The sequence below is a fragment of the Paenibacillus doosanensis genome, assembly GCF_025060755.1.
GTDB lineage: Bacteria > Bacillota > Bacilli > Paenibacillales > NBRC-103111 > Paenibacillus_S > Paenibacillus_S doosanensis.
This window is the reverse complement of record NZ_JANYUY010000005.1, coordinates 51,762-69,290: the sequence shown is the minus strand read 5'-3', so window position 1 is coordinate 69,290 and position 17,529 is coordinate 51,762. Positions and strand designations below refer to the sequence as shown.

Annotated in this window: 11 protein-coding genes; all 11 read right to left on the bottom strand. The window is 54.1% G+C overall.

The features are described 5' to 3' along the window. Positions 1-4 precede the first annotated feature (4 nt). The 11 genes from N0M98_RS06370 to N0M98_RS06320 all read right to left on the bottom strand — a co-directional run bounded on the left by N0M98_RS06370 (position 5) and on the right by N0M98_RS06320 (position 17,338). Positions 5-2,368, bottom strand: coding sequence for a glycoside hydrolase family 95 protein (locus N0M98_RS06370; protein WP_249864018.1), 2,364 nt, complete (start codon positions 2,366-2,368; stop codon positions 5-7). A 127-nt stretch (positions 2,369-2,495) separates the two neighbouring features. Further along, on the bottom strand, positions 2,496-3,953 hold the full coding sequence (locus N0M98_RS06365; RefSeq protein ID WP_259617363.1) for a DUF5605 domain-containing protein: 1,458 nt from the start codon (positions 3,951-3,953) through the stop codon (positions 2,496-2,498). A gap of 28 nt (positions 3,954-3,981) precedes the next feature. Continuing rightward, entirely contained in the window at positions 3,982-5,412 is a 1,431-nt protein-coding gene (locus N0M98_RS06360; protein ID WP_259617288.1) for a DUF5060 domain-containing protein, read from the bottom strand. A 31-nt stretch (positions 5,413-5,443) separates the two neighbouring features. Further along, positions 5,444-6,349: a carbohydrate ABC transporter permease gene (locus N0M98_RS06355; protein ID WP_249864021.1), complete on the bottom strand. Its 906-nt coding sequence runs from the start codon at positions 6,347-6,349 to the stop codon at positions 5,444-5,446. Further along, positions 6,350-7,255: a carbohydrate ABC transporter permease gene (locus N0M98_RS06350; RefSeq protein WP_375295452.1), complete on the bottom strand. Its 906-nt coding sequence runs from the start codon at positions 7,253-7,255 to the stop codon at positions 6,350-6,352. A gap of 52 nt (positions 7,256-7,307) precedes the next feature. Then, on the bottom strand, positions 7,308-10,283 hold the full coding sequence (locus N0M98_RS06345) for an extracellular solute-binding protein (RefSeq protein WP_249864023.1): 2,976 nt from the start codon (positions 10,281-10,283) through the stop codon (positions 7,308-7,310). Positions 10,284-10,310: 27 nt separating this feature from the next. After that, positions 10,311-11,432: an ABC transporter ATP-binding protein gene (locus N0M98_RS06340; protein ID WP_249864024.1), complete on the bottom strand. Its 1,122-nt coding sequence runs from the start codon at positions 11,430-11,432 to the stop codon at positions 10,311-10,313. Positions 11,433-11,832: 400 nt separating this feature from the next. Then, a complete protein-coding gene (locus N0M98_RS06335; RefSeq protein ID WP_259617287.1) occupies positions 11,833-12,855 on the bottom strand; it encodes a dienelactone hydrolase family protein in 1,023 nt (340 codons plus the stop codon). A 265-nt stretch (positions 12,856-13,120) separates the two neighbouring features. After that, on the bottom strand, positions 13,121-14,011 hold the full coding sequence (locus N0M98_RS06330; protein WP_249864026.1) for an AraC family transcriptional regulator: 891 nt from the start codon (positions 14,009-14,011) through the stop codon (positions 13,121-13,123). A 76-nt stretch (positions 14,012-14,087) separates the two neighbouring features. Continuing rightward, positions 14,088-15,152 carry a sialidase family protein gene (locus tag N0M98_RS06325; protein ID WP_249864027.1) on the bottom strand — a complete coding sequence of 355 codons (1,065 nt, stop codon included), beginning with the start codon at positions 15,150-15,152 and terminating at the stop codon, positions 14,088-14,090. Continuing rightward, the gene (locus N0M98_RS06320; protein ID WP_259617286.1) at positions 15,149-17,338 is read right to left on the bottom strand and encodes an MGH1-like glycoside hydrolase domain-containing protein; all 2,190 of its coding nucleotides are present in this window, start codon (positions 17,336-17,338) and stop codon (positions 15,149-15,151) included. The genes N0M98_RS06325 and N0M98_RS06320 overlap by 4 nt, the downstream gene beginning before the upstream one ends. Positions 17,339-17,529 lie beyond the last annotated feature (191 nt).

Genomic DNA, 17,529 nt, shown 5'->3' with positions numbered 1-17,529 from the left:
GCTCTTACGATTGCGACGAGGCCCGGCTCGGCTCTATAGGCTGAGCCTGCTTTTGCGCCGTGAGGACATACGTTGCTCCGGCAGCGGCTTCAAATTCGGTCAAATAACCCGATGTCCGACACACTGCCGGCTTGCCGTTCATCTCCACCCGCAGCGGAGCCTCGGGACGGCGGCAGGCGATACGGCATATTCCCGATTGCGTCGCTTTCAGAACGCAGCGGGTCAGCTCGCCCGCTTCCCATTCCATGTCGATCTCATAGCCTCCGCGCGCGCGCAGCCCGGATACTTGACCGCTCTGCCAGACGCTCGGCAGCGCCGGAAGCAGAGCGATTTCTCCGCGGTGGGATTGCAGCAGCATCTCGGCGATGCCGGCAATGCCGCCGAAATTGCCGTCGATCTGGAACGGCGGATGATTGTCGAACAAGTTAGGCAGCGTCGACAGGGAGAGCAGCAGCTTCAGATGCTCGTAAGCCTGCTCCCCATCCTCCAAGCGGGCATAGAAGTTAAGAATCCAGGCCCGGCTCCAGCCCGTATGGCCTCCTCCGTGCTCCAGCCGGCGCTCCAGCGTCCTTCTGGCCGCTTGCGCCCATTCCGGCGTATGCCGCACATGAATGATTTCGCCTGGATGCAGGGCGAACAGATGGGAGATATGCCGGTGACCGGGATGCACCTCATCCCAATCCTCCACCCATTCCTGCAGTTGACCGTGCTTGCCGATTTGCGGCTTCGGCAGCTTGCGCAGCGCCGTCTCCCACTCCGCGCGAATCCCGTCGTCCATCTGCAGCAGCCCGGATGCTTCGATGCAAGCCTGGAACAAAGAGTAAACAATTTGCGTGTCCATGGAAGGGCCGATGCACAGGCAGCCTACGCTGCCGTCCGACCCGATATATTTGTTCTCGGGCGAAGTGGAAGGCCCGGTGACGAGCCGCCCCTGCATATCCTCGAACATATAGTCGAGGAAAAATTCGGCCGCTTCCCTCATGACAGGATACGCTCGTTCGCGCAAGAAACGCCCATCCAGCCCGAAGCGGTAATGCTCCCATAAATGAAGCGACAGCCAGGCCGCTCCCATCGGCCAGATCGAGCCCGGCATAAAGTTGCCCTCGATTTGGGTCGCGCCCCACATATCCGTATTGTGATGCGCTACGATACCTCTGCAGCCATACACCTTCTGGGCCGTAATTCTGCCGTTCGGGCGCATCCGGTCGATCAAATCGAATAAAGGCTCGTGACATTCCGACAGGTTGCATACCTCAGCCGGCCAGTAGTTCATCTCCGTATTGATATTGATCGTATACTTGGACTCCCATGGCGGCGTAAAGCTTTCATTCCATATGCCTTGCAAATTGGCCGGATTCGAGCCGGGACGAGAGCTTGCCATCAGCAGATAACGCCCGAACTGAAAGTAGAGCGAGATCAGGGAAGGATCTTCCGCCCCCTCTTTCCATCTTTGGAGCCGCGCATCCGTCGGAAGTAAAGCGGTTTCATCCTTTTTGGCGGCTGGTCCCAAATCCAGCTTGACACGCTGCATTTTAGCCGTGTGGTCGGCCAAATGATCCTGCTTCACCCGCTCGTATCCTTTGCCCGCGGCATGCTCCAGCTGCTGTATGCATTCTCCCAGCGGATCTTCACAGCGGAAAGTCGTACCGGCGGCGACATAAAGCGTAACGGTCTGCGCCCCGTGCACGGAGAGAAAATCGCCGATGACGCTCACCGTGCCTCCCTCGGCCACCGCTTTGACCGCCGCCGTCAGCGTCACCCCGTCGCGGCCGCATTCGCCCCTCATCACAATCGTGTCCTTACCGAAACGATGGGAGCCTTCGTCGAACGGTCTGCGGCTCAAATTCATCCGTAGGTTCAACATCCCCGGCCGGTCGCACGAAACCCGGACGACCATAACCTGATCTACGGCGCTGCTGAACAGCTCTCTGACATGAGGCACGTCGTTCAGGCTGTAGCACACATGGGCAATGCCCTGCTCGATGTCGAGATCTCGGTAATAATTGGAGATCATCTTCTTCTCCCCGTCATGGTACAGCTGCAGCTCGCCCAGCGGCTGATAAGGATGAAGCGATTTGGGAATGGACATCATTCCCATCTGGGCCAGTTCCTCCGCTTCCACATGGTTTCCCTTCATCAGCAGCCGGCGGACCTCCGGCAAATATTTGCGCCCGTCCGGGTTATTGCCGTTAACCGGCCCTCCGTACCAGACAGAATCTTCATTCAACTGAAGCCGCTCTTGATTGACCTTGCCGAAAATCATCGCACCGAGCCGCCCGTTTCCTATCGGCAGCGCATCCGTCCAGGCTCTTGCCGGCTTCTCGTACCACAGCTTCATCGTTCCCGTTGATTTACGCAAAGATTCCATAATATCTCTCCTCTTCTTAAACTAAGTCGGATCGTTTTGCCGAAGCCAGGTGATATTACATGCGGCCGCCGCGGTCGATAATGGTCTTGGCAGCACACGCGCCGCCCCGACTCCCTATCGGCTCCGGTCACTTGTTAACCGCACGTCTAATGCGCAGAGCGTAATACAATTGGGCAGGCAGATCAATGCGGAACCTTCCTGCAAACTCCCCCTGCAGCGGGGTGATCGTCATGTTCCACGTATCGATCAAGTCGACGCAATACTGCCCTTCCGGAAGCGAAAATTCTCGGTAACTAAAGCGATGGGGACCGAAATATTGCAAATAATATTCCCCGCTTACCTCCAGCGTAGCCGCATCAAGCCTGTCGCTGCTGTAAATCATATCCGCGGGCGCTTCTTCCAATATCCGGCTGAAGAACCGGATTCGCTGCACGCTTTGTCCCTTCAGCGATCCTCCGTGTGACCACCAGAGCGGCCCTTCCTCCTCATCGCCTAAGTAGGTCTCTCCGTGGGTCACATAGCCTCCGCGACAGCGGCCTTCCCACATCCGCAGCACCATCTCCTCCGCCGTCAGGCTTCCCCAGCGCTTATCCAGATTGCCTTCATAACCGCATTCGTCGATAATGACCGGCTTGCGGTACTGCTTCGTGCATTCCGAGGCGACCCTCACATCGCTGTGCTGAATACTGACGTGGGTAATCCAGGGAACGCCGAAGTCATACCAAGTGCGGCAGTTATGTATCGATCGGAGATGACCGGCCGGGTCCTCCTCCTGCACAATACGGAAAAACCGCGTCCAATCCTCGGGCCGCTTATGGGTCATCAGATCGTACTCATTGGCAAGCGACCACCAAACGTTACGGAATGCGCTAAGCCTCGCGACAACATATCGCAGATAACGCTCGTCCTCCTCAGCCGTCATGCGGTCGAAGCCCCAGCGGCCTTCGTCGTACGGATGGAACAAGATCAGGTCGGCCTCGATGCCCAGCTCGGCCAAATCCTTCACTCTCCGCTCCAAATGGGCGAAATAAGCGGGATTCGGGCGGCTAAAGTCAAAGCCTTCATCGGCAGAACCGGCAAAAGGATATATCGGGGGCTCCGCCTGATTAAATTCGTAGTGTTTGGGAAACACGCACATTCTTATTTTGTTGAACGGGGTCTGCCGCAGCGTGCGCAGCGTCTGCTCCTGCAGCTCTTCCTCCTGCAAATGCCAGACATAGCCGGTTGTGCCGATCGGCGTATAGCGAGTGCCGTCGGCATATTGAAAATGAACCTCGTCCTTGACCCGGACGGGCCCATGATTGCCCTCTTCTCGGCCGGAGCAGACGAAACTCCCCCGGGTGCCGTCCAGAGCGGGACAGTTCGCGCTGACCGAGTAAGTCCAATCCCCTTCGAGCTCGGGCATAAAGCGAATGCGGTATCTCCCTTCCCCGTCGTAGAAGCCTTCTACCGCCGCTTCATATTCGCCGCAGCGAAAGCAAGCGCTTAACCTGACATCCGTAAAAGGGTTGCCCTCGGCGGGCCCTTGAAGCGTCAGCTCCATCAATCCCCAACGGGGCACAATCGTATCGGTGCTCGTACTCAGTACGTTCTCCTCCTCTCTTTCCGGCCCCTCATACTTTCTGAAGGCGCAAAGCCATGTACGGTTTGCCGGGAAGCCTCACTTTGGATTTTCCTTGAAAGACGGGTTCCAGCGGGGTTATCGTCATATTCCATATATCGATGAGCTCCGCCCGGAAAGCGGCGTCTTCCGCCAGCTCGACGTACTGGTAGGCGGGCTGGTAATTGCCGAGATAAATCAGCTTGTACGTCCCGTCCTCCCCGGCCTGAATCCAGTCTTCCGGAGCCTCCTCCATAATCCGGCGCAAGAAAGCGATACGCTCGGCGCTTTCTCCGTACATCAATCCTCCGAACGAAATCCAGGCCCGCGTCTCGCGGTCGATGAACGACTCCCCATGCGCTACGAAACCGCCGCGCGAGAAGCCTTCCCAGAACCGGTGGACCATCTCCAGGCCCGAAATATTGCCCCATCGTCTCGAGCTGTTGCCCTCATAGGAGATTTCATCAATGACAATCGGCTTCGCCGCAGCTTCGCGCCAATTGGTCGTCAAAGCCGCGTCCCAATGCTGGATGCTCTGATGCGTAATCCAAGACTTCGTATAGTCGTACAGCGTAGACGATTTATACATCTTCGTTCCGTTATGAATCGAGCGCAGATGCTGATACGGATCGCACTGCTGAACGAATTGGATAAGGCGGTCCCAATCCGCCACGGTTTTAAATTTATTGAAATCGTATTCGTTGGAGAGCGACCACCATACATTGCGGTAAGCGGCCAGCCTTGCGATCACATAACGCAAATAAAAGCAGTCTTCCTCCGGCTCCATATTATCGAAGCCCCAATGCCCCTTATCGTACGGATGGAACAAAATCAGGTCGGCTTCGATCCCGAGCCGCTGCAGATCCTCGATTCTTCGCTCCAGATGGGCGAAGAACGACGGGTTAAAGCGCGTTTTGTCAATATCCTCGGGACAAGTTCCGGCGAAGGCAATCTGCGGCGGCTTCATGTCCCGCGTCGGCAAGAGGCACATTCTCACCTTATTGAACGGCGAATTTGCCAATGAAGCCAGCGTATGCTCCTCCAGTTCCTCATTACCGAGATGCGTCCAATGATAGCAGGTAGTTCCGAACGGCATATAGCGCGTGCCGTCTTCATATTCGAAATAATGTCGGTTCTTCACCCGCACCGGACCATGATTGCCCGCAGACGGAGCGACACAGAGAAACTCGCCGGCAATGCCGTCAAGCTCGCTGCAGCTGCTCCTTGTAACAAAGCGCCACACGCCCGGTTCGTCCGGCATGAAGCGGATTTTGTACGTTCCGTCCCCGTCATAGAAGCCTTCGGGCTCCAGCCTTCGGTTCTTGTATTGAAACGTTGCAATTAGCCGCACATCCCGGTAAGGGTTTCCCCCGCTCGGCCCGCTTAAGGCGAGCTCGAACCGTCCCCATTGCTCCACCCGGTCCTTCCACTGCTTTATGCTCATCGGTACTGGCGCCTCCTTCCTCTGTTCCGTCTTATTTAATGCCGGAATGAGCCATTGTAGCAATGACCTTGCTCTGGAATAACAAAAAGATGATCAAATTCGGTAAAAACATCAGCAGCGCCGCAGCCGCAGCCGCTCCCTGCCTCGCCACGCTGTTAGCCATGCCGCTGGTCAGCGTCGAGATGTAGAACGGGAACGTTTTCATCTCTTCCTGCTGCATGAACAGCGTCGACGTCTCCGTATTCCCCCATGCGGCGTTGAAGGCAATAATGCCGATCGTAGCTACGGCCGGCATTATGACCGGCAGCACGATTTTCATAAAAATCGTATACTCCCGCGCCCCATCCATCTTCGCCGAGTCAAGCAGCTCGTTCGGCAGCTGGTCGATAAACTGCTTCATGAGAAACACCCCGGTCGGCACTGCGACCATCGGCATAATATGGCCGAGATACGTATTCATAATGCCGAGCTTGCTGACGACCAGATACCGGGGGATAGCTACGGTTTCCGGAGCAAACAACAGCGTCAGCAAGATCATCCCGAAGACGAGCTTATGTCCCGGAAATTTATGCTTGGAAATCGGATAAGCGCACATCGCGCTGACTACTGTAACAATTATAACGCATAAAATCGCCACGACGACACTGTTAAAAATATATCTTGTAATCGGTATCGCCGTACCTTTGGTTATCGCCAGCAGCTCGACGAAATTTTGAAACGAAGGATGCCGGGCAAAAATGTTAGGCGGATAAATAAACAGCTCCTGATACGGCTTCAATGCGTGGTTCAAAATATATACGAGCGGCATCAGCATAAAAATGCTGAGCACGACCAACAGCAGCACCGCAAATTTCTCGAACGGCCCGAGCCTGTTCAGCCTCGACCTTCTTCGCCACGGAATCAGCTTTCCCAGCTTCTCCGCGCTCATGACTTTCATCTATTCGTCCTCCTTCGTTCCGAACAATCTCCAGCAGAGCTTGTTGGCTGCGTAAATAAGAATCAGCAGGAATACGGATAATGCCGTAGCATACCCGAGCTCGAAGCGGGTAAAGCCGTAATCATCGATCTGGCTTATAATGAGATGCCCCGCATACTGCGGCGTCGGATTCATCCCGGACAGCTGCGTGCCGATCCCCCCGGCTTTGAATGCGCCGACGATCGCCATGACCGCGCCGAAAAGCATCTGCGGCTTGGTCGATGGTATCGTAATATACCAGATTTCCTCGAGCCTGCTTTTAATTCCGTCCAGCCTTCCCGCTTCGTACAGCTCGTGATTGACGTTCAATATGCCGGCCAGCATCGCCAGAAAGCCGATCCCCATGCTGGACCATAAAGTGACGACGATCATCGACGTCATCAAATGCTCCTTGCTTGTCACCCACAATACCGGCTCGTTGATCAGACCCAGCTTGATAAGGAAGCTGTTCAAGTAGCCGATCCGGTCGCCGGATAACAACGGCAGCCAGATGATGCTCATCGCCACTCCGCCCGCAAGGGACGGAGTATACAAGGCGAGAGTAAACCATTTGCGGTAGACGCCCGGCAGTATGGAGATTAGCCAAGCGAGCAGGAACGAGGCGGCATATCCGCCGGGACCTACGATCGTCGCAAACTTGAACGTATTCGGAATCGCATACTTGATCAAAATCAAATCCTGGGAAAGCATATACCGGAAATTGGCCCAGCCTACGAACCTCGGCGGCTCAAGCGAGTTGTAATAGGTGAAACTAAGCCCGAAGGCGGCGATAACCGGGATCATGATAAAAATCATAAAGCATATCATGAACGGTGCGATAAACACATACGAAGCGCGGTACTCCCATATCGCTTGAAAAGGCGACATCCGCTTCTGCTTCGCCCGGCTTGTGGAAGTATGCGCTGCCGTTACGGCCTGCTCACTTTTTAACATACTTATCCACCCCTTCCCACGGTTTGGTTATACTAGGCAAGTTTAATGACTTCACGACATTGCCGTTGTCGTCGATAAAATGGAATTCCTGCATTTTCCTTTGAATCTCCCTGTCGATATCGACAATGGCGGTCTCCAGAGAGGTTCGGTAATTGATTCCGTCCACGACCGTCCGGTTCCAGGCGTTCTGCAGCTCGCGCTCCATGAAATAGCTGCCCGGTACGTTAGGAATTTCTCTGAACCATCTCCACTGCTCCATGATCGCGTTCAAATCGTCTTTTTTCCAAGGAAGCTTGGCGAAAGCGTCGATATTCGACGTGTTCCAGCGGAAGCTGACGCCGTTCAGCGTCTCCAGATCAGTGCCGTAGCGCTCCTGAATTTCAGCCGACGTCCACCATTTGAGAAACTCCCAGCTCTCCTGCGGCTTCTTCGTTTGTTTGAAAATTGCGGAGGATTGCATGCCTCCGCCCATCCAGCGGGCTACAGTGCCGTCCGGCTGCTTCACGCCGGGAATCGGAGCGACGCCCCACCACCCGTTCAGCTCGGGAGCGGCTACCGTCAGCTCGATATACATCCCAAGATCGCCGATCCCGAGCGGGATCGTGCCGTCGCGGAAATGCTGATAAAAACTGGAGAGCGAGCGGTCGACCGCGTACTTGTTGTACAGGTCGGTCCATTTCTTGAACGAATCGAAGCCCTTCTCCGTTCCGAGTGCGGTCTTGGAACCGTCCGCCGCAAAATAATCGGCGCCGTTCTGAAGGAAGAACGGGTTATGGCCGACCGGCGTAATGTTCATGCCGTTTTGCTGCAGAATCGGCAGCATTTTATACACATCGTCCCAAGTGTCGGGGACGCTAAGGCCCAGACTTTGCAGCACATCCTTGCGGTAATACATCATCTGGAACGTCTGCGTTTCCGGCATTCCGTAGTAGCCGCCGTTATAATAGAACGGCGTCCACGAACCCGGAGCAAACTGTTTGTACACTTCGTCAAAATCCGGAAATTGCTTTAAATCGTATATTCCGTTACGCATTGCATACTCGAACGGCAAGTCCTGTCCGAGCCCCAAAGCGACGTCTGGCGCTATCCCCGCGGCGTTCATCAGCACGAGCAATCCTGCGTCGGGGAGCAGGTTGACCTTCACTTTGATGCCGGTCTGCGGGGTGAACGATTCATTGGCCAAATCCTGCAGCAAATTCACATAGTCCCTTCCGCGCAGCACCCACACGTTCAGTACATCGTCCTGCATTTTATTCAAATTTTCCTTCGGCATAAAGGAATAAAAGAAATTAATGAAGGCCCCTTGAATTTTTTGCGGCATCGACGCTTCCATTTTCGGAAAGCTCTTCTCTACCGGCGCAATGAAGATCCGGTCGAGCTGGAGCGGCTGTGTATTGAGCTGCTGAATCAAATCGCCGATTTTCCCCTGCAGCGTCACCAGCCGGCTCGCTTCGTACGGAATTTCATTCTCGTTTTTCAGCAGCGACTGAATGTCCTGCTCGACGGTCACGATGCCTTGCGACACGGCGTCCGGACGTCCGTTAACGGTTTCCAGCCTTGTGCGCACATCGGCCAGCTTTTTCCCGAGAGCGCCTAATTGCTCGATGAAGCCCGGAAGATCCTTGCGGATTTCCCATGTCCGGTTTTTATCGTCCACGCCTCCCGTCAGCGCTTTTAAATCGGCCGCCAGCTTTTTCAAATCGGCAATGCCGCTCTCCAGATCGATAATGACCGGCTTCAAAGGCGCTTGCGTTACGCGCATCGATAACGTATTTTTTCCTTTTTGCAAATAAAATTCGAACGGCTTGCCTGCGCTATCCTCCAGCGTAACGCCTTTCCAGCCGGAAGCGTACAGGAAACGGTACGCCTTCAGCTCGGCAAACGGCACCTTGCCGTTAATCGAGATCGTACGGAAGGACGAACGGTTCGAGAGGAACGACTGCTGCGCCCGCATCGCGATCTTGTAATACCCGCTTTCCGGAACCTCGAAGCTCCAGCTGGCCTCCTGATTGCCGGTGGACCACCGTTCTCCGTCGATCGTATTGTATGTAATTTTGCCCCGTACGTACGGAACGGATGCGATGTCGTTGTCATAAGACAACGGGATGGATGAATCGTTTTTCCAATCGACCTGCTCGGCCTCGATGACGATCGGATCGGCTTGCACCGCAGCCGCGTCGGCCGGAGACGTTCTTCGGACCGTCTGATACGGGTCCGTAATGACCGGCGCTTTGAACGAGACGGATTCGATGGCGACCGGATCGCTGCCGGCGAAGCGAATCTTGTGCTTGCCCGGCGTCAAATACCAGAGCAGCGGGTCCTCATACGAGCCCCCGGAATCGCGGAACGAATCGCTCAGCCAGCCGGAAACATCTTCCGCCATCGGGCGTATCTCGTCTCCGTTATCGTCGGTGCGCGCCGGAAGCTGGTCCTTCCAATGCCGATACAGCTGGACGGATTTCGATTCCAGATAAGGATTGGCTCCGTCCACCGATACGTTCCAGGCGATCGGCTTGCGGTGCTTCGGATCGACGAACGGATGGTACGAAAGCTCCATCGTGTACAACCCGCCTTGCTCGACGTTCACCTCATATTCAATCCATTCGTCGCCTTGAGCGTTCCATATCAAGACGTTGTTTTTCCCGTCGTAAGAGCCTGCGCTCACATTCGCCTGCTCGGACTTGCCGCTCACCGCATTGCCGGGAACCGTAATCATTCCCTTGTGGTCCATGGCGGCGCCGTTTTTCTTCCACTTCTCCAGCACTTCCAAATAGTACGGATCAAGGGATTGACTCTCATCCGCTTTCTTCACAATCCCGGTAGTCTTTGCATCGGTCGCGCCGCTTCCCGGCGACTCGCCGCTGCCATCGGCGAGCCCGGGGAGCGTAGGGCCCAGCACAAAGACGAGCGCCAGCACAGTGGCCAGCCACGGGCGGGTTCTTACTAATGTCTTCAACTCCATCCCTCCGCTGTTTCTTTAGCTTCAAGCTTAGTATGCCAAATTATCCATCGTATCTTTATCGAAGAAGAGCGCTTTATTCATCGCAAGCGTTAGCGTCAGCTTTTCATTTTCTACAAATTGATGTTCGGGACGGGTGCGGACGATAAACAGATTCGGCGCGCCGATGTCCATATACAAATACAAGTCGGCTCCCATCAGCTCATTAATTTTTTGTATTCCGACGATTTGGGCACCCGGATTCGCCTCGCGAAAGGCGGGCTCAAGGTGGACGTTCTCACAGCGAATACCGAGAATCACGTTGCGGTCGACCTTTTTTTTGCTGCGCAGCACGTTCGAATGTTCGGCAGGGATTTTTAGCGCGTAACGGCTTGTATGAAACTCCAGCTCGCCGTCGGCGTTTTCCTTGATTTGCCCCTCCACCAGATTGATCGGCGGCGTTCCGATAAAGCCCGCTACGAACATGTTGCGCGGGTGATTGTAAATTTTTTGCGGCGTATCGACTTGCTGAATGATGCCGTCTTTCATCACCACGATCCGATGCCCCATCGTCATCGCCTCGACCTGGTCATGCGTGACGTAGACCATCGTTACCCCGAGTTGCTTGTGCAGGCGGATAATCTCGGTCCTCATCTGCACCCTCAGCTTGGCGTCCAGATTGGACAATGGCTCATCCATCAAAAACACCTGAGGATTGCGCACGATCGCCCGGCCCAAGGCTACGCGCTGGCGCTGACCGCCGGACAACTGCTTCGGCTTGCGGCTTAAAAACTGCTCGATTTCGAGAATTCTCGCCGTTTTTTTGACTGCAAGATCGATTTCATGCTTGGGCATTTTGCGCAGCCTGAGACCGAAAGCGATATTCTCGTATACGCTCATATTCGGATACAAGGCGTAGTTCTGAAATACCATCGCAATATCGCGATCCTTGGGCGGCAAATGATTGACCAGTTGGTCTCCGATATAGAGCTCGCCGGAGGAAATGTCCTCAAGCCCAGCGATCATGCGGAGCGTTGTCGATTTGCCGCAGCCGGACGGTCCGACCATAACCAAAAATTCGCCGTCGAGAATTTCCAAATTAAAATCTTTTACGGCCTGCCCTTTTTCCTTTCCGTATCGTTTTTCGATGTGGTTTAAAAGAATGCGCCCCATTGCGGCACCCCCAATAATCATTTTCATAGCTTTTGACAACGGTTTCACATTTCCGCCGGAAACAAAGACATTCGCCGCACAGACCTGCTGGGTCCGGTGGCTTGACTTCACCGAAGCGCTGAGCGCCGGGAAGCGATATTTCTATTGGCGATAAAAACTACCTCTATTCGCGGTCGCTCATCGATGCTTGTGCTTCGGTAAGCGTTTTTACCTCCACATAGAAATCCTGACTTCACCGAAGCGCAAGCGCCGGGAAGCGATATTTCTATTGGCGATAAAAACTACCTCTATTCGCGGTCGCTCATCGATGCTTGTGCTTCGGTAAGCGTTTTTATCATTATACCTCCACCCCATTACGCGATTATAGGTGATGATAACTTACTCTATAGGGTAATCATGCTCAGGCTCTCAGCGCGGAAGCCAGCCATTCATAGGACCGGCGCCCCGAAACCTCGTGTTTGCCCGGAAATAAATCGCTTCCGAGACGTTCTCCAGCCCCCTCGGCGGCGTAGATTCCCTCTAGCGCCGAGAGCGCAGCCTTCACGGACTCGCAAGGAAATAACGGGTCCTCTGTGCCCGATTCGACAAACAGCGACCTAGGCGCGATCAGCCCTATCAGCTCGGGTAAATCGGCGTAAGGCAAAATAGACGGCAAATAATTGTCGATACAATGATTCATCGCAAGCAGACTGCCCCGGAACGTGCTCGCATAGGCGCTCAGCACCGCCGCCCCGATCCGCTCATCCAGAGCCGCGCTGAAAGCCGCGATCATTCCCCCTCCGGAGAAACCCATCGTTCCGATCCGCGCCGCATCGACCTCGCTCCTGCCGAGCAAATAATCCAGCGAACGAATCGCTTCCAGAACACGCAATCCGGCCGCCGTTCTGCCGTACATCAGCAATCTGGAGGCAAGCGCATGGCAGGAGCTCGCTTTCCGCGGATCTTTGCTCCGCTCCGCAGCAAGCCGCCGATCGCCGAAGCCGATAATTTCGGGAGCCATCACAACAAGCCCCCGCCGCACAAGCTGCAGAGCGAAATGACCGGTAAGCCCCGGATTCCCCTCCTCGCCGGCACCGTCCGGCTGTAATCCGACAATTTCCCGGCTCCCGTAACCGTGCCCGTGCCAGGCGATCACAGCAGGAGCAGGTTGAGCGATTCCATGCGGAATCAGCAAATATGCAGGCATTCGCAAACGCTCAAAGGTGGTGTAAGCGATGCGCTCCAGCGTATAGCCGTCCTTCTCTTGCCGCTCCAGCAAAACCGGGTTCAACGCCTCGGGCATTGCCGGGAACCGGCCGAGCGATTGCAGCAGCCGCTCTCTCACCTCATGCTTTCTCTGCTCCCACGGCTTAAGCTTGCTTGCCTGCCCGTTCAACGCCTGGCTATCATACAAATCGTTTAAAAATTCATCCGGCGACCACATCGATCATCCCTCCGCTTGTTTTTCTGGAATCCGTCTAGAAGCGGTGAAAAACGCTGACTGCGCATGCGAAAGCATCCTCCGATCGCTCTTGTCCCCTGATTTCTTGAATGTTTGGGGATGGTTATTTCCTTTTTCCCACGGAGAAAATCCGTTTTTCCCCAGATTTAAATGGCCCCTCCGCTCTTTTTTCACCGGCTTTCTAAACCTTGTGCACTCTGCGCAGTGCAAAAAGAGCTGCACCCGTATGATGGCCAGCCCTCCTAGCTTAAAGCGATATCGCTTTGTCTTCGAATTCCTGAAAGTTTTGTCTGTACTGACGAGGCGTCACGCCGGTTTTTTTGCGAAACAGCGCATGGAAAAACTTCATATCCAAATAACCGACCTGGTTGGCAATTTGATAAATCGGGATATCGGTCGATTTCAGCAGCTCGCAGCATTTTTGAATACGGACATTTTGCAAATATTGGGTGAACGTAAGTCCTGTCGTCTTTTTAAACAACCGTTGAAAATGGCTCGCGCTCAAGTAAAAATAATCGGCTACATCCTGAACTGTAATGTTCTGCGTGTAGTTGCATTTGATGAAGTGGACGACTTCCTCCAGCTTGCTGAACGACGCCGGCTCTTCTTCATTTTTCAGCTCGAACCGCTTCAGCATCACAAGCATCTGTATGAGGAGGGCGACCAGCACCGTGTCGAAGCCGGTGTTTCGTTTCAAATATTCGGAGTACATCGTTTGGAACATCGCCGAGAACGTATCGTGTTTATCTTGAAAATGCAGCCACCGTTCGCTGCACTCATGCGGATAGTAAAAAATATTGTATGTAAACGAGTCCTTTTGCAAAATAGACTTCCACTGATCCAGCAGCTCATTGCGGAAGATACAGTTGTAAATGACCAGCGTCTTGTCCTGCTTCGGCGAAGACGGGCGAAATACATGCGAGGTTCCGATAGGAATGAGGAACAGATCGCCCTGCTTGATCGGAATGACCTGATCTTCAATATAATGATAGCCGCTGCCTTCCCCCACAAAGCTGATTTCCGTAAAATCATGCGTATGCTGCGCCGTTGTAAACGATTCCAATTCGCGATTGATGAAAATATCCATATTTTCGTCAAAGAAGAGGTCGCCACATAAATGATCGATTCTTCCGTTCATGTCCATTCACCTCAGGTACATGATATTTGTGTTGCTCCAGCCAGAAAATGCCGCAATTCGGCCGAGGACAGGAAATTTATTCCTGCCTCGCCCACTCTTCTTCTACACGAACATACTTAATTCCTTTTCGCAAGTATGAAAATGCGACATGAATCGCACCGTCTTTTGTCGTAATAATGGAGGGATACGAATATCCGATCTCGGAGTCCTTGTACTCCAGATCCGCCATCTGCACGTTACGGAAGTACGGCCATGTCTGCCCTTCATCTTCGGATATGGCCAGCGTAAGCGGCGTGCGCAAAGGCTTCCGGCGGAAATTTCCTTTGCTGGACACCCAGCGGAATTGGTCGCGCTCCATCGTGGAATCGTTGAAAATAAGCGCCAGATGACCGTTATGCAGGCGGGTCAGCTGAATGGACGAATTGTTGTTGGCAAGCTTGCTTTTAACCGGAACGGTCCAGGTTCTTCCCTTGTCATAGGAATGGCTCGTATAAATCCGGTCGGCCTGCCGGCTGCGGAATACGGCATACAGCACACCGCTGCCTAGCTCCACAATATTCATTTGGACGCGGTGAACGCTTCCTTGAACCGGGTGTTCCTGCCAGGTACGGCCTTGGTCCGTACTGATCTGGACGACGCTGTAATGTCCGTCCATCTTGCAATAATAGGCCGGCAATATCCAGTCGCCGTTGCTCAGCACCACAATCGGCTGGCGCAGGAAGATGCCCATACCGTCGAACAGCACCTCGGGAGGTCCCCAAGTGAAGCCCCTGTCTTCGGAAATGCGGCGGACGACTCTGGACGTTTTCTGATTATGCGGCTCGTTCGACGTATGCATCAGCCATAGCTTACCGTCCGGCGCCTGAAACAAAACCGGATTTTGCTCCGATCTCTCCGGATCGCCCGACAGCTGCACCGGCGCTTCCCAGACATGCGAGCCGGCAGGCAGCCTGGACATGACGATATTCGTATCGGGATTGCCTTCCCCGCTTCCGTTGAACCAAACGCACAGCAAATCTCCGTTATCCAGCTCCAGCAGATTGGCCGCATGGCTGTCATTCGGATGAATAACGGGAAGGAACGCTTCCCGGATGGAGGAATCGTTCTCCGGCACGGTGACGACTCCGTTAAATCGACTCATAACGACACCCCTTGTCCTTGATGAATGAATTGTTGCAAAGAAAATTCCCGACGGCACAGCGTCTCTGCCTGAAAGATCCGCTTCCCGTTCACATACACGCAGTAGCCTGCCTCCAGAGGCTGCTGCCCGCAGTCCGGTCCGCAATCGCTTACAAGCGGATTCCGGTACGAAATCCGAATATCGGCTCCGGCCGCCTTCACCCGATCCAGACAAAAATAATCCAGCCCGATGTCGATCGGATCGATGATCAGTCTGTCCTGCTCTATGTTCAGTCCGGCTACGTGGGAAATAAGCAGATCGATATAGTAAGAATGATTGTATTCCTGCTCGTCGCTCAGCGGTTCGCCCGTCTCGCTGTTGTAATGCTCCACAAGCCCCGGCTGGTTCAAATCGCGCTGCATGAAATGGAGGAACGAATATTCACGGAAATAATGGGCGAAATCGCCATCGAATCGGTGATTCCTTCGCTTGCTCTCCTTAGCCAGCGCATCCAGCGCGATGGAATTCGTATACGGCCATGTCGGTCCGTCCCATACGCATCCGTTGCGGCCTTTGACGAAATGGCCCATCCAGCCTCCTTCCTTGGAGTAAGCCGGGCAATCGGCGGATACCGAAGGAAACGGACATCTCGTGCGGAACTCCCGCTCGTTCAGCAAATGCTCGATCATACCGTCGAACCGTTCGTCGATCATCTCCGCCCAGCCGGGATAAATGCCAACGATGTTTTTGACCATCGCCTTCTCGTCGGTTTCATAGTGCAGATCGTAGAAAAATTGCGTTTCCTCATCCCACATTTTGGCGATAATATCCCGTTTGATCTCCCCCGCCAGCTCCGCATACGCTTCCGCCTCCGGATCGCCGAAGGCTTCGCATAGCTTGGCTACGGCCTGCGTGTTCAAGTAATGATAAACCGCCCGATCTACCCTTTTCAGATGGGTATACGTGGCTTTATCCTTCGGATTTCTCGGGTAATTATGAAAATACCAGTAGCTGGGCTGGTACTCCTTGCCTGTTCGCGTATGTTTGTGCTCAATCAGCAGTTGATCGGCATCGTTGCCGTGTATGCGTTTCCACGAAGCAACCTGTTGTTTCAGAGAAGGAAGGAGTCGTTCAACCGCCGAGCGGTTTCTATGTACAAGGTACAGCTTGTAGGCCGCCCAACAGGAGAAATTAGCGAAGGAATGCATGATCGTATCGACGGTCATGCAGCAGTACATCCCGTTTTCGTCCGCGCCTTCCTTCATATTTTGCAGCGAGCCTTCGCAATAGACCGGATCATGATACCACCTCGCATCCATCAGATGCAGCGGTACGGATAAATTGATCAGCTTGCTGAATTCCCAGCCGCCTTTACCGAACGGCTTTTTGCTCTTTTTGTGGGATCGTCCCTCGTAAAACAGCGGATGCTGCAAATGACCGTACTGCGGGTCCGCCAAATTATGCCGCAGCAAAAACCAGCGATACGCCCAGGTTTTGTTCAGCAGTTCGTCGCTAGAGCGAAACACAGGCGTTTTGTCGAACCAGGACTGGTACTGTTTCTTATACTCCGCGATGATCTGATCGGCGTTCGTTCCCTGCCGTACATAGCGCAGCGCCCGCTCTCTCAATACCTCACGGCTGTCCCGGCCGTCGATTCCGAATGCCCCGGCAACGATCAGTTCTTTCGTCTCTCCCGGCCTGATTCGCAATTCGCTTAGCAAGCCCGGTTCGCTTACAGCGATGACCCCCGTTACATCGAAACTGTAATGCTCGATTTCAAATGTGCCTTGCAGCGTGCCCCCTTCGCATTCGCTGAACAGGTCCTCATAAGTCTCAAGCCGCAAAACAAGATCTTCCTTGCCGCCATTCGTCCAGGTCTGGCACGACACCGCACAATCGTCCCAAGCAATAAACTTGCGCTCCGTCAAGGACAAGCGACCGCTTTCATATTCCATCAGCAGATGGCTGGGAAACCACTGCGTCCGGCAAGGCTCGAAGCTGACGATCCCCTGAGCGGTTACGGCGTACAACAAAGGAATGTTGATCTTGTGGATAAAATCGAATCTGCCGGCAAATCCGGGCCTGGGCTCCACATAATCCGCCCATAGCCTCGCTCCGGTGGAACCGAGCAGTAACGCGCCGGGAAGCGTGCGCAACGCCTTCTTCCCCGCCTGCAATTCCTCATCCCAAAGGCTGCCCGTTGGCATGAACTCTCCTCCGTTCTGAGCTAATTAATATTCAATTTACTTACATGCTTAAGTATATAAAATTTCAATGCGCGATGAGTGGTGGTTATCTGCTCAATCTATAGGGCAATTACACTTATTCCCTTTGCTCCATGATGCAATGAATCCCCTAGTCCGGTCCGGGAACCGGTAGGGGATTCGCTATGGCTTGG